Origin of the sequence: Streptomyces litmocidini, from assembly GCF_014649755.1 — a bacterium.
Taxonomy (GTDB): Bacteria; Actinomycetota; Actinomycetes; order Streptomycetales; family Streptomycetaceae; genus Streptomyces; species Streptomyces litmocidini.
This window is the reverse complement of sequence record NZ_BMTQ01000085.1, coordinates 1-550: the sequence shown is the minus strand read 5'-3', so window position 1 is coordinate 550 and position 550 is coordinate 1. Positions and strand designations below refer to the sequence as shown.

2 protein-coding genes are annotated in these 550 nt (G+C 70.5%); both read right to left on the bottom strand.

Annotation, left to right across the window (positions count from 1 at the left end; translation table 11 throughout):
- The coding region (locus IE180_RS36065; protein ID WP_190161128.1) for an RskA family anti-sigma factor at window positions 1–109 on the bottom strand (109 nt) is incomplete at its 3' end.
- A partial coding sequence (locus IE180_RS36060; protein WP_190161127.1) for a sigma-70 family RNA polymerase sigma factor occupies window positions 106–550 on the bottom strand: 445 nt, incomplete at its 5' end. The genes IE180_RS36060 and IE180_RS36065, both read right to left, overlap by 4 nt.

The window sequence follows — 550 nt, the reverse complement described above, 5'->3', positions numbered from 1 at the left end:
CCTCGCACGTTCGGAGGTGGTCTTCGAAGTCCTTGTGTTCGTCGTCGTCGAGTGCGCCGAGGGCGTAGGCGGCGGTGAGGGTGTGGGCGTCGGTGGCGTGGTGTTTCATGTGGTCACCCCCATGCAGTCGCGGAGCCGGATGAGCCCGTCGCGCATGCGTGTCTTGATGGTGGGAAGCGGTGTGCGCAGGGCTTCGGCGACTTCACGGTAGGTCAACCCCCGGTAGTAGGCCAGGGTCACCGCCTGCCGCTGGAGTTCGGTCAGGCCGCGCAGGCAGCGGCGGACCTGTTCGGATTCCAGGCGGGTCTCGACCTGTTCGGCGACCTCGTCGTAGGCGGTGGTGTGTTCGCGGGCGGCCTGGGCGTTCTCGCGGTCCGTCGCGGCCTGGGCGGAGCGGACGCGGTCCACGGCCCGCCGGTGGGCGATGGTCGCGGCCCATGTGGTGACGGAGCCGGTGTCGGGGCGGTAGCGGGCGGCCTGGCGCCACAGGTCGATCATGACCTCCTGGGCGACCTCCTCCGACTGGGCCCGGTCGCGCACGACCTTCAGG